Source organism: Streptomyces sp. NBC_00576, from assembly GCF_036345175.1.
Taxonomy (GTDB): Bacteria; Actinomycetota; Actinomycetes; order Streptomycetales; family Streptomycetaceae; genus Streptomyces.
In genome coordinates this window covers 8,287,843-8,314,094 of sequence record NZ_CP107780.1, presented here as the reverse complement: position 1 = coordinate 8,314,094, position 26,252 = coordinate 8,287,843, and the positions used below count along the sequence as shown (strand labels likewise).

The following is a 26,252-nucleotide window of genomic DNA, read 5'->3' as shown; positions in this document are numbered from 1 at the left end:
AACATCGAATCGATGTTTGCATCGATTCGATGTTCGCGTGCGAAGATGGACTCATGCTGGAACTCGCGATACTCGGCTTCCTCGCCGAGGGACCCCTGCCTGGACACGAGCTGCGCCGCCGCGTCTCACAGCTGACCGGCTATACGCGGCCGGTCAGTGACGGCAGCCTGTATCCGGCGATCAATCGCCTGACCAGGGCGGGCTTGATCGAGCGGCGCGCCGACCCAGCCGCGGGGGCGGCCCGATACGTGCTCAGCCTGACCGCGGCCGGACGGGCCGAAATGCTTCAGCGGCTGCGCAAGCCCGCCGACCACGAGATCACCGACTTCACCCGGTTCTACATCGTCCTGGCCTTCCTCTCCCACCTGCCCGACGCGGCCGAACAGCACGCGGTGCTGCGCAGACGGCTGGAGTTCCTGGAAGAACCGGCGAGCTTCTTCTACGACAACGAGCGGCCCCTGCGTGCCGAGGAGATCGCCGACCCCTACCGGCGGGGCATGCTGCTCACCGCCCGCGCCACCAGCCGCGCCGAACGGACCTGGCTGCGCGAGACCCTCGGGGAGAAGCCGCCCGCATTCGACACCGCATGCACCGACAGCGATCCACATGCGCCCGCCGCTCCCGCGAGCTGACCGCCCACGGAGGTACCCCCATGCTTGCTTCCTGGTACGACGACCAGGGCCCCGCCGCCGATGTCCTGCACGTCGGTGAACTCCCTGATCCCGTCCCCGGCCCCGGCGAGGTCCGCGTCCGCGTCACCGTCTCGGGCGTCAACCCCGGCGACACCAAGAAACGGCGCGGCTGGCTCGGCTCGTCCATGCCCTACCCGCGAGTGATCCCGCACAGCGACGCCGCCGGAGTCATCGACGCCGTGGGCGCCCAGGTCGACGCCCGCCGCATCGGACAACGGGTCTGGGTATACGGCGCCCAGTCCTACCGCCCCTTCGGCACCGCCGCCCAGTACACCGTCGTACCCGACCACCAGGCCGCACCCCTGCCCGACCACCTCAGTGACGAGCTGGGCGCGAGCCTCGGCATCCCCGGCATCACCGCCCACCGCACCGTCTTCGCCGACGGCCCGGTCGACGGCCAACTGGTCCTGGTCCACGGAGTTCTCGGCGGCGTCGGTTCCCTGGCCACCCAGCTCGCCCACTGGGCCGGCGCCACTGTGATCGCCACCGTCCGCCGAACCGCGGACCTCGACCGCGTCGACCCGGCCGTCGTCTCCCACGCCGTCGCCCTGGACACCGGCGACCCCGCCGCGGCCATCCGCTCGTACGCGCCACGGGGCGTCGACCGGATCATCGAGGTCGCGCTGTCCGACAACGCCGATCTCGACAACGCCGTCGCCGCCAACAACGCCGTCATCGCCGCCTACGCCACCCGCTCGGACCGCACCGAAATCCCTTTCTGGCCTCTGCTGTTCAACAACGTCACCCTGCGGCTGCTCGGCAGCGACGACTTCCCCGCCGAGGCCAAGCGCCAGGCCGCCCGCGACCTCACCTCCGCAGCCGCCGTCGGCGCCCTCACCGTCGCCGTCGGTGACCGTCACCCGTTGGACGACATCGCCAAGGCCCACGACCACGTCGACGCCGGCGGTGGCCACGGCCGAATCCTGCTCACCGTCCCCCAATAGCGCAGACTCGGAACACTGCCCTGCTCAACTGCCTAGCCCCACGGGTCGGCCCGTCGCGCTGCCAAGTAATCGGACCAGTTCCCGCCGGCGAGGGTGGCCCAGCGTTCGGCTGTCTTGGGGTGGATGCCGAGCAGGTCGGCGATGACCATGGACGGCAGGTCTACGAGGGCGTCCATCATGGCGGTTTTCCGTGCAGCGCGGGCAGGCAGACCGTGATGTCTCAAGGTGTCGGCGAGGCCGAGGGGTTGCGCGGGCGTCCAGGGCTGTGACCGGGCAAGAGGTATCTGCATCCGGCCGCGTTGCTGTGCCAGACCCGCAGGGGTCGCCACCGGGCTGAGAGTCCTCTGTGTTCGTCGGGAGTTCCGCTGTCCTGGGGCACTCTGATTGTGGTGTAGCCGTCGGGGCGCTTCTCCGGCTTGGCCGCATAGGGGTTGAGTGGCCCGTCCACGTCGAGGAACAGCAGTGGCCGGACTCGGTTCATGGCCTCGGGGCGGCGCCGGCGGTTGGCTGGAGTCGCTGGAGCAGTAGTTCCATGACGGGGACAGGCAGCGCTGGATGCCGGGCGGCTGCCTCTGCGGTGTCGGTGTCCCGCAGCAGCCGGGTCAGTACCCATGCGGGTAGCCGGAGGTGCGTGGCAGCCGCGTGGCGTACCCGCTCGTACGGGTCGTCGAGCAGTCGCACCGCCGATGAGGGCGTCAGCCGTGGGTCGGCTGCGGCACGGTGCCGTACTTCTTCGCTGCTGTCCCGGCTGAATCGCTCCACCAGTTCGACCGTCGACTCCGGGTCGTCCAAAGCCAGTTGACGCATGCGCGGGTTCGGGTCGTCGGCGTAACGGAGCAGGTCGCGACGGGGGAAGTTCGGGTGTCCGTGAGGGCGATCGGGGGCACTGAGACTGCCGGTCCACCACTGCCACACCCGCAGCAGCATGTCAGCGGGCGCGTCGTCGCAGGATTCCGCGAGGAAGAGCTGAACGACACGGTCTTCGTCGTGGGCGAGCAGTTCGATGACGTCCGGCGGGAGACGGCGGGCCCGTGCGACGCTTCGCCGCACGAGGGGATGGGCGGAGGCGGCGAGCCGACGCATGGCGTCGGGATCCTCGTGCAGCGCCGTGACCCAGCCGAGCGGGTTGTAGTGGACGCGCGGGTCGAAAGTGGTGCGGATGTCCGCCCGCTGTTCCTCAGTGAGGTCGGGACGTGTCGCCACCACGGAACGAACGCTTTCGTCGAGGTCCTGGGCCAGCAGGATGATCAGGTCCGGGTCCAGGCGGGGGTTGCCCGCGAGAGAACAGCGCAGAGCTGCATCGCTGTGACGGGCCAAGTGCTCGGCGAGGTCGCGTTCCAGGCGGCAGGCCACCACCGCACGGTCCTTGAGGTCTGCGGTGTCGAAAACCGATCGGGGCATCGGATGTTCTCGGTGGCGCTGGAGCAGTGCTTCAGCACGAACCTTTCCGGAAGGGTCGTCAAGAAGCTTCTGCCGGGCCCGAGTTCCCAGCTGAGGCCAGGCAATGCGGCAGGCCAAGGCCCGTACGGACGGATCAGTGTCGGCGACCAGGGCAGTCAGTATCCGTAGGGGCAGCCCGGGAAGACGAGCGGCCTCTTTGCGGACCTGAGGAGAAGGGTCGGCGGCGAGCTTTTCACACATGGCGTCGGTGAGCTCGGCGCGCCGGTCCGCCGCGATCATGACGAGGATCCAGCGGCGCCGAGGGTCCTGCTCGCCCAGGATCAGGCGAGCCCACTGCTCAGCCGTGATGTCCGGCTGAGCCTCGGCCAGCAACTGCCGCACCTTCCACTCCGGGTGGACGATGGCCGCCTCAACGACCGCTGTCGGCAGGCGGCGCCACAGGAGGAAATGCGACAGGCCCAGAAGCCGGGCGAGCAAGTCATCGGGCGTGGCCGGATTGCGCGCCAGCCCGTGGGCCCACATCTCACGCAGCCTCTGTGTAGGCCCCGGCCCCTGAAACAGGGATACCCAAGCGGCTGCCCGCTCCTGCGGGCTCTCCAGGGCCGCGGCCTGGGCAGCTGTCTCCTGCCGCTCGCGGATGCGGTCCACAGCGATGAGCCAGACCTCGTCCTCCTCGGCTGTCGCCCCCACCAACGTCTCCCCGTCCACCGAGAGGGTGACGAACTCCGGCTGGCCAGGCCGCTCGCCCAGCACGCCGGCGAGGTCCCAGTCGCTGGTGAGCCGCACCCGCGTCCAGAACCTGGGCGCGCCCCCTGTCCAGTTGCCGGCGACGTCGATGAGGAAGACGCCGTCGTCCCCGAGGATCCCGTTCTCATCCGCGAGCCGGTGCCACTGCGCATTCAGCTCGGCGACCAGAGCAGGATGGTCTCCCCGCACGCTTACGGTTGGCGTGGCGTCACCCGCGACGATCGGACGCCAGGCGACCCGGGGCGGCACCACATCCTCGGTCCGCCACTCCCCCACGATCTCCAGCCCGGCACGCTGCAGCAGCCCCAAGAGCTCGTCTCTCCCACATGTCACGAGAGCTCATCCTGCCCGAGTGCTTTCCCCGAACGTGGCGCCATCGCGATGATGACGTGCCTGTTCGGCAGACGGGCTGCGGAGCGGGCGCCGACTCAGCTCACGCTGAATCTGCTCACCATCGGAGTGATTGGTCTACTTTGGTGCATTCCGGACAGGCCGTGGAGGCAGTGCTGGCATGACAAGGCGGCCGGGACGTTCGTGTCCGACGACAAGAGGCGCCGACTCGCACACGCACCGTTCGGGGTGGGCGACCGATCGCGTCAGGACAGCGGGTCTCCCCAGGCCGCCGGACCGCGAACCCGCTGAACTTTCCACCGGGGCGACGAACCGGGCGAACGCACACCGGTACCGCCCGTTCACCGAGAGCGTGAGCCTGGCGGTGAGGACAATCCGGCTCAGGGAACCGACCCTGGAACCGGTCCGGGATTCATGTCACATCGACGCTATGAACCTCGTCAAAGTGACGTGAAGGGGTTACGATAGATAACGTCAATTCGACGAAAAGGCTTGAACAGAAAGGGTGCGTGTCGTGACCACCGCCCAGACCCAGGACCTCGACGTACAGCCGACGCCCCTCGCCCTGCTGCTTCTCGGCCGTGAGGCCGACCCGCGGAGCGAGCGTGGCGTGGAGTGCCCCGGCGACCTGCCCTCCCCCTCCGATCCGGACCTGGTGGCACGTGCCCGTGCGGCCAAGGAGAAGCTCGGCGACAAGGTCTTCGTCCTCGGCCACCACTACCAGCGCGACGAGGTCATCCAGTTCGCGGACGTCACGGGTGACTCCTTCAAGCTGGCCCGGGACGCGGCGGCGCGTCCGGAGGCGGAGTACATCGTGTTCTGCGGTGTGCACTTCATGGCGGAGTCGGCGGACATCCTGACCGGCGACGACCAGAAGGTGGTCCTGCCCGACCTGGCCGCCGGCTGCTCGATGGCGGACATGGCGACGGCCGAGCAGGTCGCCGAGTGCTGGGACGTCCTGACGGAGGCCGGGGTGGCCGACCAGGTCGTCCCCGTCTCCTACATGAACTCCTCGGCCGACATCAAGGCGTTCACAGGCAAGCACGGCGGCACGATCTGTACGTCGTCGAATGCCGAACGCGCCCTTGAGTGGGCCTTCGAGCAGGGCGAGAAGGTCCTGTTCCTGCCGGACCAGCACCTGGGCCGCAACACGGCGGTACGGGACATGGGGCTGTCGCTCGACGACTGCGTCCTCTACAACCCGCACAAGCCGAACGGCGGCCTGACCACGGAGCAGCTGCGCGCCGCGAAGATGATCCTCTGGCGGGGCCACTGCTCGGTGCACGGACGCTTCAGCGTCGACTCGGTGAACGACGTCCGGGAACGGATTCCGGGCGTGAACGTCCTGGTCCACCCGGAGTGCAAGCACGAGGTGGTGGAGGCGGCGGACTACGTCGGCTCGACCGAGTACATCATCAAGGCGCTGGAGGCGGCCCCGGCCGGCTCCAAGTGGGCCATCGGGACGGAACTCAACCTGGTACGCCGCCTGGCGAACCGTTTCGCACCCGAGGGCAAGGAGGTCGTCTTCCTCGACAAGACGGTCTGCTTCTGCTCGACGATGAACCGCATCGACCTGCCGCACCTGGTCTGGACCCTGGAGTCCCTGGCCGAGGGCAAGCTGGTCAACCAGATACGGGTGGACCGGGAGACAGAGGCGTTCGCAAAGCTCGCGCTGGAGCGGATGCTGGCGCTGCCGTAGGGCAGGCCGATATTCAGCCCCTCCGGCGTTTGAGGAGCGGAGGTTCGGGGGCGGAGCCCCCGAGGTTGGGACGGGTAGGGGCGGCGGGGGCGAAGAACTCCGCTCCCGCCGCTACCGGCTAGACCCCTGCGGGTTCCGGCGCGTCCGAGTCGGCCGGCGCCGACCCCTCGGCATCCCCGCTCCGCTTCTCCCGCTTCGCCGCCTTCTTCTTCGCGCGCCGTTCCTTTCGCAGCTCCACCACCGCGTACAGCGTCGGAACGAGCAGCAGGGTCAAGGCAGTTGACGTGATCAGGCCGCCGATGACGACCACTGCCAGCGGCTGGGCGATGAAGCCGCCCTCGCCCGTCACGCCCAGCGCCATCGGGAGGAGGGCGAAGATCGTCGCCAGGGCTGTCATCAGGATCGGGCGGAGGCGGTGGCGGCCGCCCTCCACCACCGCTTCCACGACTCCGTAGCCCTGGCCGCGATACTGGTTGATCAGGTCGATCAGGACGATCGCGTTCGTCACCACGATGCCGATCAGCATCAGCATGCCGATCATCGCCGGGACGCCCATCGGGGTGCCCGTGGCGACCAGCAGGCCGATCGCGCCCGTTGCCGCGAACGGGATCGACACCAGGAGGATCAGTGGCTGGACCAGGGAACGGAACGTCGCCACCAGCAGCATGAAGACGATCGCGATCGCCGCCAGCATCGCCAGCGCCAGGTTCTTGAACGCGTCGTCCTGGTCCGACGACACCCCGCCGATCTCGGCCGTCGCGCCCGCGGGGAGCTTGAGGGCGTCCAGCTTCGAGGTGAGGTCCGCGCTGACCGCGCCCGTGTTGTCGCCGGTCGGGCGAGCAGTGATCGTCGCGGCCCGCTGGCCGTCGATCCGGGTCATCGACACCGGGCCGTCCACCAGCTTCACGTCCGCGATGTCGCCCAGCTTGACCGGGCCCAACGCCAAAGCCTTCAGCTCGTCCAGCGTCTTCGCCGGCTTCGCCGACTTGATGACGATGTCGCGCTCGGTGTCGTCGAGGGTCGCCTTGGCGGCCGTCGTGCCCTTCACCGCCTCGGCCACCGCCGCGCCCAGCGTCTGCTGGTTGTAGCCGGCCGCCGCCGCCTGGGAGTTGGCCCGCACCGAGATGCGCGGCACGCTCTGCGCCAGGTTGCTGGTGACGTCGGTGACGTCGTCCAGGCCCGCCACCGTGTCGCGGACCTCGTCCGCCGCCTTGCGCAGGACGTCCCCGTCGGCCGCCTTCACGACCACGCTCAGGTCCTGGCTGCCGAAGCCGTCACCGGCCGCGATCGTGGTCGTACCGATGCCGGAGAGCTTGGCCAGGCCCTCCTCGATCCTGTCCTGGACGTCGTCCGCCGACGCCGAGTCCTCCAGCATGACCTGGTAGGAGGCCTGGTTGGTGTCCGTGCCGCCGCCGAAGGCCGCCAGGAAGCCGGACGAGCCGATCGTCACCTGGTAGTCCTTGACGCCCTTCACGTCGGCGAGCAGTTGCTCGACCTTCTTGGTCTGGGCGTCCGTCGCCGCCAGGCTCGTGCCCGGCTTCAACTGCTGCTTGACGGTGAGGACTTCCTGTTCGCCCTGGTCGAAGAAGTTCGTCTTCAGGAGCGGTGCCATACCGAAGGTGCCGATCAGGACCACCGCCGCGATCGCCACGCTCGTCAGACGGCGCCGGGTCGCGAAGCGCAGGACAGGGACGTACACCCGCTGGAGCCTGCTCTTCGCCTCCTTCTCCTCCGCCAGCCTGCGGGCCTCGTCCGCGTCCTCCGGGGTGCCCTTCGGGGCGCGCAGGAACCAGTAGGAGAGGACCGGTACGACCGTCAGGGAGACCAGGAGCGACGCCAGCAGGGCCGCCGTCACCGTCAGGCTGAACGCGCCGAACAGCTGGCCGACCATGCCGCCGACGAGACCGATCGGCAGGAAGACGGCGACGGTGGTGAGCGTGGACGAGGTGACCGCGCCCGCTACTTCCCTGACCGCCTTGAGGATCGCCTCCTGGCGCTCCTCGCCGTAGCCGAGATGGCGCTTGATGTTCTCCAGGACCACGATCGAGTCGTCGACGACCCGGCCGATCGCGATCGTCAGCGCGCCCAGCGTCAGCATGTTCAGGGACAGGTCCCTGGTCCACAGGACGATCAGGGCCAGGACCACCGACAGCGGGATCGAGACCGCCGTGACGAGGGTCGAGCGGATCGACGCCAGGAAGACCAGGATGACGATCACCGCGAAGAGCAGGCCGAGGCCGCCCTCCGTCGTCAGGCCCTTGATGGACTTCGCCACCGCCGGACCCTGGTCACTGACCACCGTGATCGTCGCACCGGTGCCCAAGTCCCCCCGCATGTCGGCGAGTTTGCCCTCGACCGCGTCCGAGATAGATACCGCGCTGCCGTCGTTGTCCATCGTGACGGTGACGGCGAGGCTCGGCTTGCCGTCCGTTCGCGTGATCGAGTCGGCCTTCGCCGACTCCTGCTTGACGGCCGCCACGTCGGCCAGGCGCGCCGGCTTGGTCCGAGAGCCGGGCGCACCCGTGACCATCAGGTCCGCGATCTGCTCCACCGAGGTGAAGCCGCCGCCGACCTGGACCGTGCGGTTGCTGCCGGCCTCGTCGAACGAGCCCGCCGGGACGGTCGCGCCGCCCGCCTGCAGTGCCTGGGCGAGGGCGGCCGAGTCGAGGCCCGCCGCCGTCAGCTTCTTGTCGTCGGGCGTGACGGTGACCTGGACGTCCCGGACACCGTCCACCGTGACCTGGCCGACGCCGTCGATGGCCCGCAGGTCGGGGACCACCGTGCGGTCGAGCTGGTCGGCGAGCGCCTGCTGGTCCTGGTCGGACGTGACGGCCAGGACGACCGTCGGGATGTCGTCCGTCGAACCGGCGACGACCTGCGGGTCCACGTCGTCCGGGAGCAGCACGCGGGCCCGGTTGACGGCCTGCTGGACGTCGGCGACGAGCTGCTTGGTGTCGTTGCCGAAGTCGAAGGACGCCGTGATCAGGGCGTTGCCCTCACTGGCCGTGGAGGTGACGCCGGTGATGCCGTCGACGCCTTCGAGGTTGTCCTCGATGGGCTCGACGACCTGCTTCTCGACCACATCGGGGGACGCACCCTGGTACGGCGCCAGGACGGACACCACCGGGAGTTCGATGGTGGGCAGCAGCTGTTGCTTGAGCTGCGGTATCGCTATCGCTCCGAAGACGATCGCGACGATCGACATCAGCCCGATGAGGGCCCGTTGCGCGAGGCTGAACCTGGACAGCCAGGACATGGGTGAGCGTCTCTCTTCTGTGGCCTGAGCGGAGGAAGGGCGCACGGGTGACACACCTGTGTGTGGCACATATGAGCGCCCGCCCCTACACCCTGAGCCATGGAACACCCCTCTTCCCTAGCCCCCAGGTCCCGTTTCCTTACCCGGTCCCTACTCCGGCCGCAGTACGCCGCCCGAAGCTCACTCCACCCTTGGACGTACCAGTCCCGACTCGTAGGCGATGACGACGAGTTGGGCCCGGTCCCGGGCGCCCAGCTTGGCCATGGCCCGGTTGACGTGCGTTTTCACCGTCAGCGGGCTGACTTCCAGCCGCTCCGCTATCTCGTCGTTCGAGTGCCCGCCCGCTACCTGCACCAGCACCTCGCGCTCCCGCCCGGTCAGCGCGTCCAGCCGCTCGGCGCGGGCGGGGTCGCGGCTGTCGTCCAGTACGTCGCCCTGCGCGAGGAACTGCGCGATGAGCCCTTTGGTCGCGGCCGGCGACAGCAGCGCCTCGCCCCCGGCGGCGACCCTGATGGCGTTGAGCAGCTCATCGGGCTCGGAACCCTTGCCCAGAAATCCGGAGGCTCCGGCCCGCAACGACTGCACGACGTACTCATCCACCTCGAACGTCGTCAGCATCACGACACGGACGTGCGCCAGCCCCGGATCCGCGCTGATCAGCCGGGTCGCGGCCAGTCCGTCGGTGCCCGGCATCCGGATGTCCATCAGCACGACGTCGGCGCGCTGCTCCCGCGCCAGCCGCACCGCCTCCGCCCCGTCGGACGCCTCCCCGACCACCTCCATGTCGGACTCCGAGTCCACGAGCACGCGGAAGGCGCTGCGCAGCAGTGCCTGGTCGTCGGCGAGCAGGACACGGATCGTCATACACGGTCCTCACGTATGCGTACGGGTGTGCGTATGGGTGTGGGTGTGGGCATGCGGTCATACGGTTCTCGATACGGGGCTGCCCGTGCCCTTCGCGGCGCGCGGGCTGCTCTGCACCGGCAGGATCGCATGCACCCGGAAGCCGCCTCCGTATCGGGGACCCGCGGTGCAGCCGCCGCCGACCGCGGTGACCCGCTCCCGCATCCCGAGCAGCCCGTGCCCGCCGCCCTCGTCGGGCCCGTCCGCGCCCGCTCCCCGCCCCGGCCCGTTGTCGAGCACGGTGATCTCGATGTTCGGCCCCACCCGTACGACGCTGACCTCGGCCTTCGCGTCCGCCCCCGCATGCTTCTGTACGTTCGTCAGGGCCTCCTGGATCACCCGGTAGGCGGCCAGGTCGATGGCCGCGGGGAGGGTGGTGTCCTGGTCGGCGCGGGCGACCTCGACCTGGAGTCCGGCGTTGTGAAAGGTGCCGACGAGCTCGTCGAGCCGGTGCAGACCGGGCGCGGGCTCGGTGGGCGCCGCCGGGTCCCCGGACTGGCGCAGCAGCCCGACGGTCGCGCGCAGTTCGTTCAGCGCCGAGCGGCTGGCCTCCCGTACGTGGGCGAGGGCCTCCTTGGCCTGGTCGGGGCGCTTGTCCATGACGTGCGCGGCGACTCCGGCCTGGACGTTGACGAGGGCGATGTGGTGGGCGACGACGTCGTGCAGATCACGGGCGATGCGCAGCCGCTCCTCGGCCACGCGTCGGCGGGCCTCCTCCTCGCGGGTGCGTTCCGCTCGCTCGGCGCGCTCTCTTATGGCGTCGATGAAGGCACGGCGGCTGCGTACGGCGTCCCCGGCGGTCGCGGCCATGCCGGTCCAGGCGAAGATGCCGAGGTTTTCCTGCGCGTACCAGGGCAGAGGGCCGACCAGCATCGCGGAACCGGTCAGGACGGTCATCGTGAGGAGGCCGACGCGCCAGGTGGTGGGGCGGTCGGTGGTCGACGCGACGGTGTAGAGGGCGATCACCGCGGACATCGCGACGGGGGCACGGGGGTCGGCGGTGACCGACTCGACGAGGGAGGCGACGCCGGTGAACGCGAGCACCTTCATGGGGTCGCGTCGGCGCAGGACGAGCGCCGCGGCGCCGAGCACCATGAGGACCAGGCTGAGGGGGTCGGGGGTGCGGGCGGTCCAGCCGCCGTGGTCCTGCCCGTGGGGGTCGACGAACGAGGCGCCCAGCATGCAGAGGAGGACGGCTGCGGAGAGGGCGACGTCCAGCGCGAGGGGGTGCGCTTTGAGGTGGCGTCGGGCTCGCTGGAGGACAGTCACGTTTGTCAAGGTAGGCCACCTGGGCGTTGCTGGGGGTTGCACCCCCCAGACCCCTGCTACGGCCCTGAACGGGCCTTGTCCTCAGTCTCCCCCAGAGGGGGACCCCCAACGGGCTGAGAGGCGGAACCTCACCCAGGGATCAACCCGTCGTCACCCAACAGCTCCCGGACCTCCTCCAGCGTCGCGTCCGGCGACGGGAGGATCAGTTCCGAGGGTTCCAGGGAGTCGTCCGGCAAGGGGTCGCCCAGTTCGCGGACCTTGGCCAGGAGGGACTGGAGGGTGCGGCGGAAGCCGGGGCCGTCGCCGGTCTCCATTTCCGCCAGGAGCACGTCGTCCAGCTTGTTCAGTTCGGTGAGGTGGCTGTCCGCCAGCCTCACCTGGCCCTCCCCCATGATCCGTACGATCATGTCGCCCTCCTCAGGCGTGGCCTACTGCTGTCTGCTGCTTGTCTACTGCTTGTCGAAGCGCGGAGTGTCCTTCGGCTGCTGCTGGGACTGCTGCTGGCCGCTGCCGCCCTCGATGGCCTGCTGCCCCGACGACGACCCTCCGGCCAGTTCCGCCTTCATGCGCTGCAGTTCCAGCTCTACATCAGTACCACCGGAGAGCCGGTCCAGCTCGGCCTGGATATCGTCCTTCGCCATGCCCGTGGGGTCGTCGAGGGCGCCCGAGGCGAGCAGCTCGTCGATCGCGCCGGCGCGCGCCTGGAGCTGTGCCGTCTTGTCCTCGGCCCGCTGGATCGCCAGGCCCACGTCGCCCATCTCCTCGGAGATGCCGGTGAACGCCTCGCCGATCCGGGTCTGGGCCTGGGCGGCGGTGTACGTCGCCTTGATCGTCTCCTTCTTGGTGCGGAAGGCGTCGACCTTGGCCTGGAGGCGCTGCGCCGCGAGGGTGAGCTTCTCCTCCTCGCCCTGGAGGGTCTGGTGCTGCGTCTGCAGGTCCGTCACCTGCTGCTGGAGGGCGGCGCGACGCGAGAGCGCCTCGCGGGCCAGGTCCTCGCGGCCCAGCGCGAGCGCCTTGCGGCCCTGGTCCTCCAGCGTGGAGGACTGCTTGTTCAGCTGGGCGAGCTGCAGCTCCAGGCGCTTGCGGCTGGTCGCCACGTCGGCGACACCACGGCGCACCTTCTGGAGCAGCTCCAGCTGCTTCTGGTACGAGTAATCGAGGGTTTCGCGCGGGTCCTCGGCCCGGTCAAGGGCCTTGTTCGCCTTCGCGCGGAAGATCATCCCCATACGCTTCATGACACCGCTCATGGGCTTCGCGCGCCCCCTTCTGACGGACTCCAGCTCGAGCACCTGCAACAGGACCAACAGTACGGGCCCTGTCTCCATTACCGCACTGTTCCGGGCCCGATGCGCTCATCCCCAAGGACGACCTGCGATCTGTCCCACTCCGGCGTAGGGAGTAGGTGACCCCCTACTGTCTGTCTCTTAAAGACGACCGGTGTTGCCGGATCGTTCCCCACTCGGCTGGGGTCCATGCCCCGATACCCCTTACCCTTGGGTTTTGTGTTCCGTAGCCGTGCCAAGGAAGAGAAGGCCCCCGCCGACAAGGCGCAGGTGACCGACTCCAAGCAGACCCGTGACCCGCAGGCCCCGAAGGGCAGGCCCACTCCCAAGCGGAGTGAGGCCCAGTCCCAGCGGCGCAGCGTGGCCAGTACGCCGAAGACGCGCAAGGAGGGGGCCAAGCGGCAGCGCGACGAGCGCCGTGCCGCGATGGATCGTCAGCGCCAGGCGCTCGCCAGCGGGGACGAGCGTTATCTCCCCGCCCGCGACAAGGGCCCGGTGCGCCGTTTCGCGCGCGATTTCGTGGACTCGCGATTCTGTGTCGCCGAGTTCTTCCTGCCGATGGCAGTGATCATCCTCGTACTGAGCATGGTGCGGGTGGGCGCGCTGCAGAGCATCGCGCTGCTGCTGTGGCTCTTCGTGATCGTGCTGATCATCGTCGACTCGGTCTTTATCGCGCTCCGGCTCAAGAAGCAGCTGGCCGCGCGCCATCCGAACGAGCGGACGAAGGGCGCGGTCGCCTACGCGCTGATGCGTTCCCTCCAGATGCGTCGCCTCCGGCTGCCGAAGCCGCAGGTCAAGCGCGGAGAGCGGCCCTGAGCACTACGTCGTTCTCCGGGGGCGCGGCGGATGCCTGGCTGCACAAGCTGGGCGGACTGCGGAATGTCGTACGGCAGGAACTGGTGGCCCGGCAGCTCGACGAGCAGATAGCCGGGCGGTTCCCGGTCGGGCAGCGGCTGCGGGTGCTCGACGTCGGTATGGGCCAGGGCACGCAGGCGCTGCGGCTGGCCCGGGCCGGCCATCAGGTCACCGGTGTCGAGAAGGACCCGAGGATGCTCGGCGCGGCCCGTGAGGCGCTGGCCGCCGAGCCGGAGGGCATCCGTGCTCGCGTCCGCCTCTTCGAGAGCGATGGCCGTGACACCGGGGTGCACTTCCTGCCGGGCAGCTTCGATGTGGTGCTCTGTCATGGCGTACTGATGTACGTCGAACTGCCGGATGCCCTGCTGGCGGGGCTGGCGCGGATGCTCGCTCCGGGCGGGCTGCTGTCGCTGCTGGTGCGCAATGGCGACGCGCTGGCCATGCGGTCGGGGCTTGCCGGGGACTGGGCGGGAGCGATGGGCTCCTTCGACAGTGGCTCCTACACGAACCGGCTCGGCCTCGACGTACGCGCCGACCGGCTGTCCGCCCTCACCGGCACGCTCGCCGGTATCGGGGCGCCGCTGCACGCGTGGTACGGGGTGCGGGTGTTCACGGACACGGCGGACGACGACGCGGAGATTCCTTCTGACCTCGATGCGCTGCTGGCCGTGGAGGAGCGGGCTGGGCGGACGGATCCCTATCGGCAGGTGGCCGCGTTGTTGCACCTGTGCGGAGTTCGGGGCTGACTGGACAGGCAGTTCGTCGGCTGCGGGTCGGCGGGGGCTTGTCGCGCCCCGTGGCGGAGCCACAAATCAAATACAGCCCCGCGCCCCTAAAAAGGCTTCCCGCGCCCCTTCGGGGGCGCGGGAAGCCTTTTTGTCCGGCTACGCCTCCTGGGCGTCCTTCAGGCTCATCGGGCCGTAGATCTGTGTCGTGTCCTCGAACAGTCGTACCTGGTCCGCGCCGCCTGCGAGAAGGTCCTTCCAGTACTCACCGATCCAGGACTCGGCGTCCCCCTGCGTCGTGAACTCCTCGGGCTCCACCGCGGGCTGGACCTCCGCCCCGTCGGTCTTCTCGAACCGCCACGTCCATGCCGCCATGTACGCCTCCAAGATATGAACCGCTGCAGACCAGGAGCCGGATCTTGATCCGGCTCCAGCCCCCCGAGCCTAGCCGGACGCGCAAGACCTGCGGGGACACGCGAAAATCAGGTTTGTGGAACTCACTCTGCTCGGCACCGGTGCCCCCGCGGGTCTGCCCCGCCCCGACTGTGCGTGCGCGGCCTGTACCGGCGCGCTCGGTGTGCACGCGCGGGCGGCCACCGCGCTGCTCGTGGACGGCACGCTGCTGCTCGACCTCACCCCCGGCGCCGTACTCGCGGCGGCCCGCGCCGGGCACTCGCTGGGCGGCGTACGGCAGGTACTGCTGTCGCATCCGCACGACGGGCCCGCCGTCGAGGTGCCGGCGGGGCTCCCGCAGCCCGGACGGGTGCCGGACGGACGGGAGTTGGCGCTGCTGACCGGGCACCGGGTGCGCGCGGTCCCGATGGACGCGCCGGGTACGGGGTACGCGGTGACCGGTCCGGACGGGCAGCGGCTGCTGTATCTGCCGCCCGGCGCGGCGCCGGCCGGGCTCGGCGAGAACGGTCCCTCGTACGACATGGTCCTCGCGGACGTCGTCGGGCGCCCGGACGCCCTGGCCCGGCTGCGGGCGGTGGGCGCGCTCGGGCCGGCCACGGACGTCGTCGCCGTCCATCTGGACCATGACGTGCCACCGGGTGCCGAGCTGCGGCGCCGGCTGTCGGCGGCGGGCGCGCGGGCGGTGGCGGACGGTACGACGTTGACGGTGGGCGTGTATGAGGACGTACCGGATGTGCCTCGGCGGACGCTGGTGCTGGGCGGGGCGCGGTCCGGGAAGTCGGTGGAGGCGGAGCGGCGGTTGGAGGCGTTCCCGGACGTCCTGTACGTGGCCACGGGTGGGACGCGGAACGGGGACGGGGAGTGGGCGGCGCGGGTGCACGCGCATCGGGAACGGCGGCCGGGGTCGTGGCGTACCGCCGAGACCTGTGACCTCGTACCGCTGCTGAAGGAGGAGGACGGGGCGCCGCTGCTCATCGACTGTCTGTCGCTGTGGCTGACGGATGCCATGGATCAGGTGGGGGCCTGGGACGACGCGGAGTGGGCGGGGGGCGGCGAGAAGGAGTTGCGGCGCCGGGTGCGGGAGTTGACGGCGGCCGTTCGGGCGACGCGGCGCACTGTGGTCGCCGTGTCGAACGAGGTGGGGTCCGGGATCGTGCCGGCCACTGCTTCGGGGCGGCGGTATCGGGACGAGCTGGGGCGGCTGAACTCGGTGTTCGGGGCCGAGTGTGAGCATGTGCTGTTGGTGGTGGCCGGGCAGGCTGTGGTGCTGCGGGGGTGAAGGGACAGCGGGGGGGGTGTGCCGCGGGTGGGTCGCGCAGCCCGGCGCTTACGGGGCGCCGCCCTCGGTGGGACGGGCGCCGCCCCGGCGGCACGACTGCCCGCAGCTATGCGGGAGCGCCCCTCCTCGCGATGATCCGGTACGTGTTCGCGAAGCGGGTTCTGCGGAGTAGGGGGGCCAGGGCGTGGTCCAGGACTGTGGCCGTTGCCAGGAAAGGGATCGCCGCCCGGAGCAGGGGGGTTCGGCGGGCCGGGAGGGTCCGGGTCAGGGCCAGGGAGAGGGCACCTGTCAGGTCGTACGGGATGTGGGGTGTGCGGCGGTCCGTCGCGACGATCGTGCAGTGCTGGGACTCCAGTTCCGCCACCAGGTTGGCCAGCGGCATGAGGTGGAGGTGGCGGGGCTGGGCGTACCAGGGCCACCACTTGCCCAGCAGGGTGCCGAACGCGCAGTGCGGGTCCGGGACTTCGATCAGGAGGTGGCCGCCGGGGCGCAGGGCCGTCAGGGCGGCGCGGAGTTCCTCGCGGGGGTCCGGGGTGTGTTCCAGGTGGTGGAACATGCTGACGACGTCGTAGCGGGCGTGCACACGGTTGACGATCTCCCGGTCGGTGAGGCGGCCTCGGTGGGCCTCCTCGATATGGCCGGAGGCGCGGGCCTTCTGGACCCGGCGAGTGGTGTCCAGGCCGTCGAAGGCCGTGTAGGGGAAGTAGCGCTTCGCCGCTGCCGGGAAGGCCCCTTCCCCTGTCCCCACGTCCAGCCAGCTCTCCGGCTCCGGGAACGGGAGCATCGCCCGGGCCGCCGCGCGGTGGCGGCGGGGCGGGACCGGGTAGGGGGCCTGGGGCAGATCCTGGTGGTAGAAGGCGAGGCCCTCCGCGGCGAGGCGCGGGTTCTGGAAGGCGTGGGCGCAGTCGCGGCACTCGTCGACGACGAACGTGCCAGGGCCGCGTTTCCGCAGGTCCGGCGTACGCAGGCGGGTGCGCAGCCGTTTGGAACCGCACCAGGGGCAGTCCTCGCGCCGCGGTTCGTGGAACCCGTCGGTCCCGGTCTCCTGTGGGGCGGTCGCCTTGGGGGCGGGAGGCATGGGCGGCTCCTGCTGAAGCGGTGTACCGAAGCGGTGCACCGGTGCGGTGCGCTGAAGCGCCGTACGACATTACGCATCAAAACGTTACGTAGGGGATCGCGATCGTGGGCGCAATGACATGGCTCCAACGTGACGGCACCGTGTTCGATCGCTGCCGGTACTGTTCGGCGAATGAGCTCGCTTAATCTCGACGACTTCACCGATCTGATCGAGCGCCCCGACGGCGGCGTCCGCCGCGACGCGGAGGCGCGCCGGGAGCGCCAGATCGTGCCGCCCGGGTCGCTCGGGCGCCTCGACGACCTGGGTGAGTGGCTGGCGGCGGCACAGTCCTCCGTGCCGGTACGGCCGGTCGAGCGGCCGCGTGTCGTGCTGTTCGCGGGGGATCACGGGATCGCCGCGCTGGGTGTGTCGGCGCGCCCCGCCGGCAGCGCCGCGCAGTCCGTGCGGGCCGTCCTGGACGGCTCCAGCCCCGTCGCCGTGCTCGCCCGGCGGCTCGGTGTGCCCGTCCGTGTCGTCGACGTGGCGCTGGACTGCGAGCCGGACGCGCTGCCCGGCGAGGTCGCGGGGCACCGGGTGCGGCGCGGCAGCGGACGGATCGACGTCGAGGACGCGCTGACCACGGAGGAGGCGGAGGCCGCCTTCCTGGCGGGGGTCGCCGTCGCCGACGAGGAGGCCGACTCCGGTACGGATCTGGTGGTGCTCGGCGATGTGAGCGTGGGCGGGACCACGGCCGCGTCGGTGCTGGTGGCCGCGCTGTGCGGGACGGACGCGTCCGTGGTCACCGGGCGGGGCGGGCTGCCGATCGACGACCTGGCGTGGATGCGCAAGTGCGCCGCGATCCGTGACGCGCTGCGGCGCGCCCGGCCGGTGCTCGGGGACCAGTTGCAGCTGCTGGCGACGGTGGGTGGCGCCGACCTCGCCGCGATGACCGGGTTCCTGCTGCAGAGCGCGGTGCGCAAGATGCCGGTGATCCTGGACGGTGTGGTGTCGGCCGCCTGTGCGTTGGTCGGGCAGCGGGTCGCCTTCCGGGCGCCGGACTGGTGGCTGGCCGGGCACAGCAGCGGGGAGCCCGCCCAGGCGAAGGCGCTCGACCGGATGGCGCTGGAGCCGCTGCTCGACCACGGGGTGACCGTTGGCGAGGGGGCCGGGGCGTTGCTGGCCCTGCCGCTGGTCCAGGCCGCGGCGGCACTGGCGGCGGAGCTGCCGGAGGTGTCCAAGGCGGAGGAAGCGGTGGAGACGGTGGAGGCGGACGAGACGACTCCTGTGGTCGAGGAGGAGACCCCCTCAGCAGAGGCGGCCGGAGAGACAGAGGCCCCCTGACCGGAGGGATACATCCCGAGAGGCATTTGGGGCATGCCGCACAACATGCCCCATATGATCGCTCTCCATGGGAGATGCCCGGCTCACGCCGAACGCTCAGCGACGTGCCAGTACCACCGCCTCGCGGCGCGCGGCCGCTTTCGCCGTCTGGTATCTGCGGGTCGTCACCTTCGTCAATCTCCTCAGCGCGGTGTGGGTCTCCTTCGGGAACGACGTGCGGCGGCACAACGAGGAGAACTTCTTCACGCCGTATCTGCTGACCGCCGGCTTCGCCTCCGGTGTGTTCACGATGTTCCTCGCGATCACCATGCGGCGCCGTAAACGGGCAGCCTGGATCCTGAACATCGTGATCAGCACGCTGTTCCTGCTGCTGTTCGGGTTCGCCATGTTCTTCGCGGAGATCCGGGAGCACGCGCAGAACTGGATCTCGCTGGTCCTCACCGCCGCCTTCGTCGCCGCTCTCGTCGTGGGGCGGCGCGAGTTCTACGCCAAGGGCGACCGGTCCAACCCGCGGCTCGCCGCCGCCGTCGCGGTCGGCGGTCTGCTCGTCTGCTCGCTCCTCGCCGCGCTCCTCGTCACCGTCGCCAACCAGGCGCAGGACAGCCACCGTTCGACGCTCCTGGAGCGCTGGAGCTACGGCACGATGCGGCTGATCTCCGTCGCCGCCGACGACTCGGGCTTCGCGGGGATCTCCACGCCCAACTGGGTCGACGTCACCATCAACGTCATGAGTACGGTGCTGATCCTCGCCGTCCTCTACGCCGCCTTCCGCTCCCGTCGTGCCGTCGACCCGCTCACCGAGGACGACGAGGCCCGGCTGCGCGCGCTCCTCGACCGCAACGGCGACCGTGACTCCCTCGGCTACTTCGCCCTGCGCCGTGAGAAGAGCGTCGTCTGGTCCCCCACCGGCAAGGCCGCCGTCGCCTACCGCGTCGTGGGCGGGGTCTCCCTGGCCGCCGGTGATCCGATCGGCGACCCGGAGGCGTGGCCCGGCGCCATCGAACCGTGGCTCGCCGAGGCCCGCGCCCACGGCTGGATCCCGGCCGTGATGGGGGCGGGCGAGGAGGCCGGGACGGTGTACGCGCGGCACGGCCTCGACGCCCTGGAACTCGGCGACGAGGCCCTGGTCGAGACCGCCGACTTCACGTTGGAGGGGCGGGCCATGCGGACCGTCCGGCAGGCCTACAACCGGGTCAAGCGGGCCGGGTACACCGTGCGCGTCCGACGCCACGCGGACATCCCGGCCGCCGAGATGACGTACCTCCTCCAGCGTGCCGACGACTGGCGGGACGGCGCCACCGAGCGCGGGTTCAGCATGGCGCTCGGGCGGCTCGGCGACCCGGGCGACGGGCAGTGCGTGATGCTGGAATGTGCTGACGGGAAAGGGGAGTTGAGGGCTGTGCTCTCCTTCGTGCCGTGGGGGCCGCACGGGCTGTCGCTCGATCTCATGCGGCGCGACCGCGACTCCGACAACGGGCTGATGGAGTTCATGGTGATCGAACTTCTCCAGCGTGCCCACGAGATCGGGATCACTCAGGTCTCACTCAACTTCGCGATGTTCCGTTCCGTCTTCGAACGTGGCGGGCGCATCGGCGCAGGGCCGGTACTGAGGCTGTGGCGCTCGCTGCTCAGTTTCTTCTCCCGCTGGTGGCAGATCGAGTCGCTGTACCGCGCCAACGCGAAGTACCGGCCCATCTGGGAACCCCGGTTCCTGCTCTTCGAGAAGAGCGCGGACCTGCCGCGCATCGGCATCGCCGCGGCGCGGGCGGAGGGCTTCCTGGAGGCGCCGGGACTGCCGAAGTGGCTGCACCGCAAGCACCTGGAGTCGAAGAGATGAGCACGCAGATATCGGGCACCGTCTGATGGGCACGGTCGATCTGATGGCTACGGCCGGTCCGACAAGTACGGTCGCCCGCCGGGCCCGCGCCGAATGGGGGCCGCTGTACGTCGCCGTACGGGAGCCCCTGCTCCGGCGGCGTTGGCGGGCGCTGTCCATGACGCTCGGTGTCGTGTGTCTGACCGCTCTCGTCCAGTTCACGCAGCACCAGTCCTGGGGCTACGGGTTCATCCAGGACATCGGTGCCGTCCGCGCCGAGGACCCCCTCTGGCTTGCCCTCCTGCGCACCCCGCTCTCCCTCTTCGTGCCCGCCCCCGACCTGCCGGTGTGGGGCGCCCTGGCGCAGCTCCTGATCGTCTTCGGCCTCGCCGAGATCTGCCTCGGCTGGTGGCGCACCCTCACCATCGCGTACGTCGCCACCCTCGCCGGCACGCTCTACGCGCGCGTGGGCATCGCCGTGGGCCCGGCGGGCTTCCTCGGACTGCCCGGCACGGACGCGCACGTCGTGGACACCGGCCCGTCGGCAGCCGTGGTGGGCCTCGCCGTGTTCCTGGGGTGGCGCTACCGGGCGTACGTGACCGCCGGTACGGTGATCGTCGCGATGGTGGTGGAGGTGGTCCTCAAGGACAACCTCGCGGGCAAGGAGCATCTGGCCGCCATCGTGGCCGTATTCGTCCTGTGCGGGGTCTCCGCGATGCGTCAACGGCTCATGGCGATGCGTCACCGGCTCACGGGGGTGCGGGTCGGCTCGGGGTCGGGCTTGCCGCCGATCAGATCCTGGATACGGCGCCGGGGGCCGGCCCAGCGGCGGTCGTGGCGGTAGGCGCGCAGGATGGAGCGGGAACGGGTGCGCGGACGGCGGCCGTAGAAGCGCTTCGCCCAGGATGAGCCGGGTCGGGCCAGACGGACTGCGCCGAGGATCGCGACGAAGGGGATGATCACGCCGAAGATCGCCGTACGGGCCTTGCCCTTGCTCAGGGCGAGGAGGGAGAAGCAGAAGTTGACGCCGACGCTGAGCATGAGTCCGCCCCGGTTTTGGACGTCCTCGTCGCTGAGGTCGTTCACCCCGAACGGCAGGAAGCCCAGCAGGACCAGGCCGACCAGCGCCGCCGTCAGCACCACCACCTCGACGCTCTGCCGGCCGGCCTCGGTCCAGTAGACGTCGTCCAGATGCAGGATCAGCGCGAACTCGTCCAGCACCAGGCCGGCGCCCATCCCGAACAGCACCGCGCACAGGCCCGCGCCGAACCCGTGCTGTCCGCTGGCCACGGCCCCGAAGCCGCCCACGACGGTCAGCACGACCCCGGGGACGACGTGATGGATGTGCATACCGCCCGCCTTGACGTTGCCGAACGGCCCCTTGCCCGCACGGATCATCCGGGTGACGACCCGGGTGATGAGAAACGTCAGTACGAACGCGGCGAGCGCCAGGAGCAGCGGCAGCTTGCCCGGCTCGATGATGTTCCGCTCCAGCCAATGACCCATGTGGGCACTTTATCCAGTTATCGGACGTTGAGGGCTGCTTGTTCGGTCCTCGCCATGGGCAGCCCGCACCCCGCCGGGTACTCTGCGCCGGTGTCCACGCCCCCGCCTACACCCACGCCCTCCGACCCCCAGGCCCCCCACACCCCCCTCGACGGGGTGCGGTTCGCCTTCGGCACGCTGACCGTCCTGCCGGTGAGGGTGACCCGCTGGGACCGGGACGCGGCGCGTGGCGGCATGCTGTGCGCGCCGGTGGCCGGTCTGGTCGTCGGTGGGTGTGCCGCCGGGGTCGGTCTGCTGCTGCTGTTCCTGGGCGCGGGTGCGCTGCTCGCAGCCGTCGCCTCGGCCGCCGTGCCCGCCGTCCTCACCCGGGGGCTGCATCTCGACGGTCTCGCCGACACCGCCGACGGGCTGGGCAGCGGCAAGCCCGCCGAGGACGCGCTGCGGATCATGAAGCAGTCGGACATCGGCCCGTTCGGGGTGATCACCCTTCTGTTCGTCCTGCTGGCCCAGGTGGCCGCGCTCGCACAGGCGTACGGCGACTCATGGGCCAGGGGCGCGCTCGCCGCCGTCGTCTCGGCGACCGCCGCCCGGCTGGCCCTCACTCTGGCCGCCCGCACCGGCGTACCGCCCGCCCGGCCCGAGGGGCTGGGGGCAGCGGTCGCGGGAACGGTGCCCGTGCGCTCGGCGCTGCTGACGGCGGCCCTGGTCACGGCCCTGGCGGCCGGTTTCGGCGCGTTCCTCGGCGCGGACGACATCGTCCGCACCGCCCTCGCGGTCGTCCTGTCCTGCGTCGCCGCGGAGCTCCTCCTGCGGCACTGCACGCGCCGCTTCGGCGGGGTCACCGGCGATGTCTTCGGCGCCCTCGCGGAGACGGCGGCGACGGCGGCACTGGTCGTGCTGTCGCTCGGCTGAGGGGCAGTCAGCCCACGGGCACGGCGTGGGGCAGGGTGCCCCACGGATGGTCTCCGGTGCCGGGGACCGCGCAGTGCAGGGCGGCGCCCCGGGTTCTGGCCTCCGTTTCGGGGTCGGCGTCCGGCGGGACCCCGTAGACGAGGTGGCACAGGCGGGTTCCCGGGGTGCGCCAGGGGTGGGGGCGCTCGGTGCGGTACGTGTCCCAGGTGCCCTCGAAGGTCACCAGGACGTCGGCGATCCTGGCGTACGAGGGGTGCGGCGGGACGCCGTGGTTCAGGGCGAGGGTGCGGATGCCGGCGCCCCAGGCCGCCGACGCCAGCCGGCGGTAGTGGTCGAACCGGTCCGGTCCTGAGGTGACCTGGTCGAGGAAGGCGCCGTCCGCGCCGTACCAGTCGTGGTGGCGGACCAGGTCGCGGATGACGGCGGCGACCGGTCGCCGGGCGTAGTCGGTGTCGGCGTACCCGAGCACCCGTACGTCCTGCGCGCGCAGTCGGGCGGCGATCTCGACGAACGCCGGGTCGGGGCGGTCGCCGGGGCCGCTGGCCGGGTTCAGAACCACCCCGTACAGGCGGGGCGCGGCGGCGAGGATCGCCTCCCATTCGGCGGGGCGGACGGACGGGTGCTCGTAGTACGGGACCAGGAGACTGCTGGTGCTCATGTGGGGGTCTTCATCCGTTCAACTGGGGGTCAGCGGTGGGCGGTTGCTCTGCCCAGCAGGCCGCTGACCAGGGCGGCCTGGACGCCGGCCGCCGCCCCGTACACGGTCAGGCCCACCCAGTGCGGGCTGCCCGCGTGGGTCGCCAGGGCCAGGGTCTGGGCGAGGGCGGCGACGCAGCAGATCACGGCCGCGCTGAGGACGGCGCCGAAGGACTGGAGCAGCAGGCCCGTCCACAGGACCACGCCCAGGAGGAGCAGGCCGGCCAGCCGGACGCCTGCCACGCCCGGGGCGTGCGGCCACAGGGCGGCGGTGGCGAGGCTGAGGGCGAGCAGGGTGGCGAGGTAAGCGGCGAGGCACCCGACAAGGGTGCGGGCCGTCGTGCGCCAGAAGTCCTTCGACGTGCTGCTGGAGCGGAGGCCGGCGAGGCCGCCGCTGCGGAAGCGGTGCAGTAGCCATTCGGCGGGGCCCATGCTGAGGGTGAGTGCGACGGCGGCGGGGGCGTCGCCCAGGGCCGCGTAGAGGACGAGGATGCCGCTGCCGAGGCCGAACAGGGCGTATGGGAGGGAGCCTGTGAGTCTGGGGGTCGTTGTTGTCGGTCGTCTGCGGCTGCGTCGTGGCTGGTCGCGCCCACGCGGCGGTAGCCGCAAATCAAGTACAGCCCCGCGCCCCTTTGGGGCGCTTCCAGTGGGCGCCATTTCGCGGAACCCCAGGACGACCACCGCAGTTAGGGAACCCAGCAGCAGGACGACTCTCGCCTCGTCGGGCACCGGGCGGATCATGGCCAGGACCGCTCCCGCTGCCATCGGCAACAGGGCGAACAGCAGGGCTCGTTCGCGGCCCAGGACGAGTAGTGCGGTGGCGGCGGCCAGGTAGCAGGACTGGCCTGCGGCGAAGGCGACCGCGCCGGTGCCGGCGGTGCCGATGGCGCAGAGGGCGACCAGGGAGCCGAGGAGTGCCCCGGCGGGGGCGCCGATCAGGAGGGAGCGACGGGCGGACGAGCGGTCACCCAACCCGAGCCAGGAGTACGCCCGGTGAGCGAGCCCCTGGTTCCAGGTCCAGCCGCACAGAGCGCCGACCAGGAGCGGGATCGTGCCGGCCGGGAGGCCCAGGTCGTCCTTCGGGCCGGCGAGGAGCGGGGCCCCGAGGACGTAGCCGAGGCCGGGGAGGGCGAAGACGATGCCTCTCAGGAGACAGCCCAACAGGCCTGTCCGCCAGGGGTCGTGAGCCGGGCCCTCCGGTTCGGGATAGCGGCGCTCGACCCGGTCGTACAGTTCCTCGGCGAGTGCGAAGGAGTTCTTGAGGCCGTACCGCTCACGTATCTGGTCGTCCGACAGGCCGTCGGACTCCAGGAGGGCCGCTATCTCGTCCGGGTGGACGGCGGCGGCTATGAAATCGTCCAGTCTGCCCGCGAGTTGGTCGAGGGGGTCGGGCTCCGCCCAGCTGGGGGCGGTGCGCTGCCGGGGAATGGCGGGGAGTGTGCCGGGCCCCGCTCCGGGCGGCATCCAGATGCTTCCGCTCACCAGCCTGCCCCTTCCGTTGCGACGGCCTGGTACCAGGGGTCGCGCAGTTCGAGGGTCCAGTCGACCACAGTCTCCAGGGTGGGCTCGTACACCTCGGGCCGGCCCGCGAGCTCCTGGTAGATCGTCCGGAAGGCGTCCACGGAACGGCGGAGCGTGAAGCGGTCGATCACGCGCTGGCGAGCCAACTCGCCGAGTTTCAGGCGCCGTTCGTCGTCCCGGAGGAGGGTCAGCGCGGCTGCCGCCATCTTCTCCGGCTCGCGCGGCGGGACCACTAGACCGGTGTCGCCGACGGCCTCGCTGACTCCGCCGACGTCCGTCGAGACCGTCGTACGGCCGCAGGACATCGCCTCGATGATGGAGAAGGGGAAGCCTTCGGAGATGGACGACAGCATGACGACGTGACCGGCCGCGTAGGCGCGCCAGACCTCGGTGATGCGGCCCTCGAAGGTCAGTCCGTCGGTGACACCGAGTTCGGCGGCGAGCTTCTCCAGCCGGGTCTGGTAGGCCTCGCCGCCCGCCGGTACCGGGCCGAACAACCGCAGCCTGGTTTCCGGGAGTTCGGCGCGGACCATGGCGTAGGCGTGGAGGAGTGTCTCCAGGTCCTTGATGGGGTCGACGCGTCCGCACCAGGTGAGGGTGGGGACCTCGGGCTCGGGACCGGCGTGCGGGAAGGCGTGCGGGTCGACGCCGTTGTAGACCGTGCGGATCTTGTCGCTGTCGGCGCCGCCGCGCTCCTCCCAGCGGCGGTTGTACTGGTTGCAGGGGGTGATGAGGTCCGCCTCGCGGTAGCCGAGGGAGTTCAGCTCGCGGTAGAAGCCGAGCATGAACGCCTTGACGGGCCAGCGCTGTTCACCGCTGCGGTAGCCGAGGTAGCGCTCGCGCAGATAGATGCCGTGCTCGGTGAGGAGGAACGGCACCCCGTCCAGCTTGTGCGCGGCGAGGGCGGGCAGGGTGGCGAGGCCGCTGCTGACCGCGTGGGCGACGGAGTCCTCGGGAATGCGGGTTCCCAGTGGCCGAAGTGCGTGCTCCAGCAGGTCCGTTGCCGTCAGAGCATCGTGAACTGTCGGGCGTGCCTCGGCGGTCGCCAGATGCGGCATCGTCCATATCCACATCAGCGAGCGCAGCGCCGACTCGGTGCGCAGGGCCGCCGACAGACGTCCGTCGCGGGCGAGTTCGGCGAGTTCGTAGAGGGCCTCGCCGAAGTCACAGGGCGCCGTCGGGTCCAGGAAGGACAGCAGGAAGCGCTCGTAGGAGTCGACGAAACGGCGACGGGACCGGCCCAGCGGCGCTCGTGCGCGGCCGGGTCGCGGTCCCCAGGTCGGCACGGAGGTGTGCCGGTAGACGTTCGGCGGCAGCTCCCAGGTGACAGGTTCGCAGCCGCTGCCGGTGAGCGAGACTATGTGGAAGTCGACCTCCGGCATGCCCTTGACGAGTTGGTCGCACCAGGTGCTTACCCCGCCGTGGACGTGCGGGTAGGTGCCTTCGGTGAGCATCGTGACGTGACGTCCGGTGCGCAGCACTACGCTGCTCCCCTTCTGGGATGCGGATGATGTGGGGGGAAACTGCGGACCGGTCCCGGCTGCGGGTTCGTTGTGGCTGGTCGCGCAGTTCCCCGCGCCCCTTC

General features: G+C 70.6%; 23 protein-coding genes and 1 pseudogene. 11 read left to right on the top strand and 13 right to left on the bottom strand.

The features are described 5' to 3' along the window. The first annotated feature begins 53 nt into the window (after positions 1 to 53). Positions 54 to 632, top strand: a complete 579-nt coding sequence (locus OG734_RS36135) for a PadR family transcriptional regulator (RefSeq protein ID WP_330291629.1) — start codon at positions 54 to 56, stop codon at positions 630 to 632. Between the two features lie 20 nt (positions 633 to 652). Then, the gene (locus OG734_RS36130; protein WP_330291628.1) at positions 653 to 1,636 is read left to right on the top strand and encodes an NADPH:quinone reductase; all 984 of its coding nucleotides are present in this window, start codon (positions 653 to 655) and stop codon (positions 1,634 to 1,636) included. Positions 1,637 to 1,668: 32 nt separating this feature from the next. Here OG734_RS36130 and OG734_RS36125 read toward each other — a convergent pair whose 3' ends face one another. Then, a complete protein-coding gene (locus OG734_RS36125; protein WP_330291627.1) occupies positions 1,669 to 1,815 on the bottom strand; it encodes a hypothetical protein in 147 nt (48 codons plus the stop codon). Positions 1,816 to 2,113: 298 nt separating this feature from the next. Then, positions 2,114 to 4,117, bottom strand: a complete 2,004-nt coding sequence (locus tag OG734_RS36120; protein ID WP_330291626.1) for a PE-PGRS family protein — start codon at positions 4,115 to 4,117, stop codon at positions 2,114 to 2,116. A 105-nt stretch (positions 4,118 to 4,222) separates the two neighbouring features. Between OG734_RS36120 and OG734_RS36115 the strand changes: the two are divergent. Next, positions 4,223 to 4,324: pseudogene (locus OG734_RS36115) on the top strand (RDD family protein); the annotation flags it as partial. A 325-nt stretch (positions 4,325 to 4,649) separates the two neighbouring features. Then, complete coding sequence (nadA, locus tag OG734_RS36110) at positions 4,650 to 5,834, top strand: quinolinate synthase NadA (RefSeq protein ID WP_330291625.1); 1,185 nt, start codon at positions 4,650 to 4,652, stop codon at positions 5,832 to 5,834. 118 nt (positions 5,835 to 5,952) lie between these two features. Here the strand turns inward: nadA and OG734_RS36105 are convergent, their stop codons facing one another. The 5 genes from OG734_RS36105 to OG734_RS36085 all read right to left on the bottom strand — a co-directional run bounded on the left by OG734_RS36105 (position 5,953) and on the right by OG734_RS36085 (position 12,509). Further along, entirely contained in the window at positions 5,953 to 9,090 is a 3,138-nt protein-coding gene (locus OG734_RS36105; protein ID WP_330291624.1) for an efflux RND transporter permease subunit, read from the bottom strand. A 180-nt stretch (positions 9,091 to 9,270) separates the two neighbouring features. After that, on the bottom strand, positions 9,271 to 9,954 hold the full coding sequence (locus tag OG734_RS36100; RefSeq protein WP_330291623.1) for a response regulator transcription factor: 684 nt from the start codon (positions 9,952 to 9,954) through the stop codon (positions 9,271 to 9,273). Between the two features lie 57 nt (positions 9,955 to 10,011). Continuing rightward, complete coding sequence (locus OG734_RS36095; RefSeq protein ID WP_330291622.1) at positions 10,012 to 11,262, bottom strand: sensor histidine kinase; 1,251 nt, start codon at positions 11,260 to 11,262, stop codon at positions 10,012 to 10,014. Positions 11,263 to 11,390: 128 nt separating this feature from the next. Beyond that, on the bottom strand, positions 11,391 to 11,669 hold the full coding sequence (gene pspAA / locus OG734_RS36090; RefSeq protein WP_330291621.1) for a PspA-associated protein PspAA: 279 nt from the start codon (positions 11,667 to 11,669) through the stop codon (positions 11,391 to 11,393). A 42-nt stretch (positions 11,670 to 11,711) separates the two neighbouring features. Continuing rightward, entirely contained in the window at positions 11,712 to 12,509 is a 798-nt protein-coding gene (locus tag OG734_RS36085) for a PspA/IM30 family protein (RefSeq protein WP_330291620.1), read from the bottom strand. A gap of 225 nt (positions 12,510 to 12,734) precedes the next feature. Between OG734_RS36085 and OG734_RS36080 the strand changes: the two genes are divergently transcribed. Beyond that, positions 12,735 to 13,361 carry a DUF3043 domain-containing protein gene (locus OG734_RS36080; protein ID WP_330291619.1) on the top strand — a complete coding sequence of 209 codons (627 nt, stop codon included), beginning with the start codon at positions 12,735 to 12,737 and terminating at the stop codon, positions 13,359 to 13,361. A gap of 83 nt (positions 13,362 to 13,444) precedes the next feature. Then, entirely contained in the window at positions 13,445 to 14,146 is a 702-nt protein-coding gene (locus OG734_RS36075) for a class I SAM-dependent methyltransferase (protein WP_330291618.1), read from the top strand. 138 nt (positions 14,147 to 14,284) lie between these two features. On the opposite strand, the gene OG734_RS36070 is transcribed toward OG734_RS36075, so the two are convergent. Further along, positions 14,285 to 14,500 carry a hypothetical protein gene (locus OG734_RS36070; protein WP_189152012.1) on the bottom strand — a complete coding sequence of 72 codons (216 nt, stop codon included), beginning with the start codon at positions 14,498 to 14,500 and terminating at the stop codon, positions 14,285 to 14,287. 115 nt (positions 14,501 to 14,615) lie between these two features. Here OG734_RS36070 and OG734_RS36065 point away from each other — a divergent pair, with 115 nt between their 5' ends. Beyond that, positions 14,616 to 15,818 carry a bifunctional adenosylcobinamide kinase/adenosylcobinamide-phosphate guanylyltransferase gene (locus OG734_RS36065; RefSeq protein ID WP_330291617.1) on the top strand — a complete coding sequence of 401 codons (1,203 nt, stop codon included), beginning with the start codon at positions 14,616 to 14,618 and terminating at the stop codon, positions 15,816 to 15,818. Between the two features lie 106 nt (positions 15,819 to 15,924). Here OG734_RS36065 and OG734_RS36060 read toward each other — a convergent pair whose 3' ends face one another. Then, on the bottom strand, positions 15,925 to 16,896 hold the full coding sequence (locus OG734_RS36060; protein ID WP_330291616.1) for a class I SAM-dependent methyltransferase: 972 nt from the start codon (positions 16,894 to 16,896) through the stop codon (positions 15,925 to 15,927). Positions 16,897 to 17,067: 171 nt separating this feature from the next. On the opposite strand from OG734_RS36060, the gene cobT reads away from it, so the two are divergent. From cobT to OG734_RS36045, 3 genes are all read left to right on the top strand, one after another. Then, on the top strand, positions 17,068 to 18,216 hold the full coding sequence (gene cobT, locus OG734_RS36055; RefSeq protein ID WP_330291615.1) for a nicotinate-nucleotide--dimethylbenzimidazole phosphoribosyltransferase: 1,149 nt from the start codon (positions 17,068 to 17,070) through the stop codon (positions 18,214 to 18,216). A gap of 67 nt (positions 18,217 to 18,283) precedes the next feature. Further along, a complete protein-coding gene (locus tag OG734_RS36050; protein WP_330291614.1) occupies positions 18,284 to 20,053 on the top strand; it encodes a phosphatidylglycerol lysyltransferase domain-containing protein in 1,770 nt (589 codons plus the stop codon). A 43-nt stretch (positions 20,054 to 20,096) separates the two neighbouring features. Then, the gene (locus OG734_RS36045) at positions 20,097 to 20,876 is read left to right on the top strand and encodes a hypothetical protein (protein WP_330291613.1); all 780 of its coding nucleotides are present in this window, start codon (positions 20,097 to 20,099) and stop codon (positions 20,874 to 20,876) included. On the opposite strand, the gene OG734_RS36040 is transcribed toward OG734_RS36045, so the two are convergent. Further along, entirely contained in the window at positions 20,774 to 21,538 is a 765-nt protein-coding gene (locus OG734_RS36040; protein ID WP_330291612.1) for a hypothetical protein, read from the bottom strand. The two genes, OG734_RS36045 and OG734_RS36040, sit on opposite strands and share 103 nt — an antisense overlap. A gap of 90 nt (positions 21,539 to 21,628) precedes the next feature. Between OG734_RS36040 and OG734_RS36035 the strand changes: the two genes are divergently transcribed. Next, the gene (locus tag OG734_RS36035; protein ID WP_330291611.1) at positions 21,629 to 22,450 is read left to right on the top strand and encodes an adenosylcobinamide-GDP ribazoletransferase; all 822 of its coding nucleotides are present in this window, start codon (positions 21,629 to 21,631) and stop codon (positions 22,448 to 22,450) included. Between the two features lie 7 nt (positions 22,451 to 22,457). Here the strand turns inward: OG734_RS36035 and OG734_RS36030 are convergent, their stop codons facing one another. Genes OG734_RS36030 through pelF form a run of 3 tightly spaced genes read right to left on the bottom strand, consistent with a single transcriptional unit; the run spans position 22,458 to position 26,148 of the window. Continuing rightward, entirely contained in the window at positions 22,458 to 23,108 is a 651-nt protein-coding gene (locus OG734_RS36030) for a spherulation-specific family 4 protein (protein ID WP_330291610.1), read from the bottom strand. A 29-nt stretch (positions 23,109 to 23,137) separates the two neighbouring features. After that, entirely contained in the window at positions 23,138 to 24,628 is a 1,491-nt protein-coding gene (locus OG734_RS36025) for a hypothetical protein (RefSeq protein WP_330291609.1), read from the bottom strand. Continuing rightward, positions 24,625 to 26,148 (bottom strand): GT4 family glycosyltransferase PelF, encoded by a 1,524-nt coding sequence (gene pelF, locus OG734_RS36020; RefSeq protein ID WP_330291608.1) that lies wholly within the window; start codon positions 26,146 to 26,148, stop codon positions 24,625 to 24,627. Before pelF ends, OG734_RS36025 begins: the two co-directional genes overlap by 4 nt. Between the last annotated feature and the right edge of the window lie 104 nt (positions 26,149 to 26,252).

Excerpts from the sequence above, each read along its gene's own strand:
- OG734_RS36135 (WP_330291629.1), top strand. The coding sequence starts at position 54 with ATGCTGGAACTCGCGATACTCGGCTTCCTCGCCGAGGGACCCCTGCCT.
- OG734_RS36130 (WP_330291628.1), top strand. The coding sequence starts at position 653 with ATGCTTGCTTCCTGGTACGACGACCAGGGCCCCGCCGCCGATGTCCTG.
- OG734_RS36125 (WP_330291627.1), bottom strand. The coding sequence starts at position 1,815 with ATGATGGACGCCCTCGTAGACCTGCCGTCCATGGTCATCGCCGACCTG.
- OG734_RS36105 (WP_330291624.1), bottom strand. The coding sequence starts at position 9,090 with ATGTCCTGGCTGTCCAGGTTCAGCCTCGCGCAACGGGCCCTCATCGGG.
- OG734_RS36100 (WP_330291623.1), bottom strand. The coding sequence starts at position 9,954 with ATGACGATCCGTGTCCTGCTCGCCGACGACCAGGCACTGCTGCGCAGC.
- pspAA (WP_330291621.1), bottom strand. The coding sequence starts at position 11,669 with ATGATCGTACGGATCATGGGGGAGGGCCAGGTGAGGCTGGCGGACAGC.
- OG734_RS36085 (WP_330291620.1), bottom strand. The coding sequence starts at position 12,509 with ATGAGCGGTGTCATGAAGCGTATGGGGATGATCTTCCGCGCGAAGGCG.
- OG734_RS36080 (WP_330291619.1), top strand. The coding sequence starts at position 12,735 with ATGCCCCGATACCCCTTACCCTTGGGTTTTGTGTTCCGTAGCCGTGCC.
- OG734_RS36070 (WP_189152012.1), bottom strand. The coding sequence starts at position 14,500 with ATGGCGGCATGGACGTGGCGGTTCGAGAAGACCGACGGGGCGGAGGTC.
- OG734_RS36060 (WP_330291616.1), bottom strand. The coding sequence starts at position 16,896 with ATGCCTCCCGCCCCCAAGGCGACCGCCCCACAGGAGACCGGGACCGAC.
- cobT (WP_330291615.1), top strand. The coding sequence starts at position 17,068 with ATGAGCTCGCTTAATCTCGACGACTTCACCGATCTGATCGAGCGCCCC.
- OG734_RS36050 (WP_330291614.1), top strand. The coding sequence starts at position 18,284 with ATGGGAGATGCCCGGCTCACGCCGAACGCTCAGCGACGTGCCAGTACC.
- OG734_RS36045 (WP_330291613.1), top strand. The coding sequence starts at position 20,097 with ATGGCTACGGCCGGTCCGACAAGTACGGTCGCCCGCCGGGCCCGCGCC.
- OG734_RS36040 (WP_330291612.1), bottom strand. The coding sequence starts at position 21,538 with ATGGGTCATTGGCTGGAGCGGAACATCATCGAGCCGGGCAAGCTGCCG.
- OG734_RS36030 (WP_330291610.1), bottom strand. The coding sequence starts at position 23,108 with ATGAGCACCAGCAGTCTCCTGGTCCCGTACTACGAGCACCCGTCCGTC.